At 35.8% G+C, this 218-nt stretch carries 1 protein-coding gene; it reads left to right on the top strand.

Annotation, left to right across the window (positions count from 1 at the left end; translation table 11 throughout):
- Nucleotides 1-17: 17 nt before the first annotated feature.
- The coding region (locus M901_RS12770) for a hypothetical protein (RefSeq protein ID WP_157680005.1) at nucleotides 18-218 on the top strand (201 nt) is incomplete at its 3' end.

Genomic DNA, 218 nt, shown 5'->3' with positions numbered 1-218 from the left:
GTGATAAAGAGACAAGATTGATTTCACAATTTGTGGCTCTTATTACTAAGTTTAGTGACTTCAACGTGTGGACAGATAATAAGACAATTCTGACTCAATATTTGAAATCAGGAATGGAGTATTTCTGGGATACTTGGGCAAAGCAGACTGTTGATAAAAGGGTTCAAAATCTTAGTTATGAAGAGCCTCTTGTTCTGAAAGTTGTGGATAGAGATCTG

Source organism: Bacteriovorax sp. DB6_IX (assembly GCF_000447775.1).
GTDB lineage: Bacteria > Bdellovibrionota > Bacteriovoracia > Bacteriovoracales > Bacteriovoracaceae > Halobacteriovorax_A.
The sequence above is the reverse complement of the archived record's forward strand: the minus strand, read 5'-3'. Positions and strand labels throughout refer to the sequence as shown.